Raw genomic sequence first — 819 nt, 5'->3', positions numbered from 1 at the left:
GCGCCCGCGAACGCGACGCGCTCCAGGCCGAGCGCGCGGAGGCCTTCGGGCTCTACGACACCGGCCACAAGGCGGACGGCGACCGGACCTGGGCGAAGGTGGCCGGGCGGGGGGCCCAGCTCTCCCACCACTTCGACGCCGTGGCGGACCGGCTGGAGCGCGCGCTGGCGCTGGCCCCCACCCGCACCGACGTGCGCGAAGCGCTGGCGGACTTCCTCTACGAGCGCGCCCTGTGGGCCGAAAGCGAGCGTGAGCCCGTGCTGCCCGCGCTGCTCCAGCGCCTGCGCCTCTACGACGTCGACGGCGAGCGCTGGGGCCGCTGGAACACGCCCGCGCACCTGTCCCTCCAGGTGGACGCGCCCGGGGCTCCGCGGAGCTGCGCCCCGTGTCGCGCGAGGCCGGCGGGCCGGAGGTCCTGGGCGAGCCCTGCCGTCCCCGGGCGCGCTGCCTGGGCCGACGTCGCCGTGCCTCCGGGGAGCTACCAGCTCACCGTGCGCGCGCCGGGCCACGAGGACTCCGTGCAGCCGCTGCTCCTGACGCGCGGGGAGTCGCGGCGCGTCGTCCTGCCGCTCGTCCGCGAGGGCTCGCTCCCGCCGGGGTTCGCCTACGTGCCGCCGGGCGACGTGCGCTTCGGCACGCCGCCGAGTCCAGCGTGCGCGACTTCCTCAACCGCCACCCCGCTGCACACGGTGCCCGTGCAGGGCTTCCTCATCGCCCGGCACGAGACGACGTACGCGGACTGGCTCCCAGTTCCTGGAGGCCCTGCCCCCGGCGGGCGCGCGCGCCGCGCCACGCCCCACGTGGGCACGGCGGCTACGC

At 77.7% G+C, this 819-nt stretch carries 1 pseudogene; it reads left to right on the top strand.

The annotated features are described in order from the left end of the window. Positions 1 to 819: pseudogene (locus ACLEQD_RS44570) on the top strand (protein kinase); the annotation flags it as partial.

The organism is Corallococcus sp. 4LFB (genome assembly GCF_046520365.1).
GTDB lineage: Bacteria > Myxococcota > Myxococcia > Myxococcales > Myxococcaceae > Corallococcus > Corallococcus caeni.
Note: the sequence above shows the minus strand (reverse complement) of the source record. Positions and strands in the feature narration are given on the sequence as shown.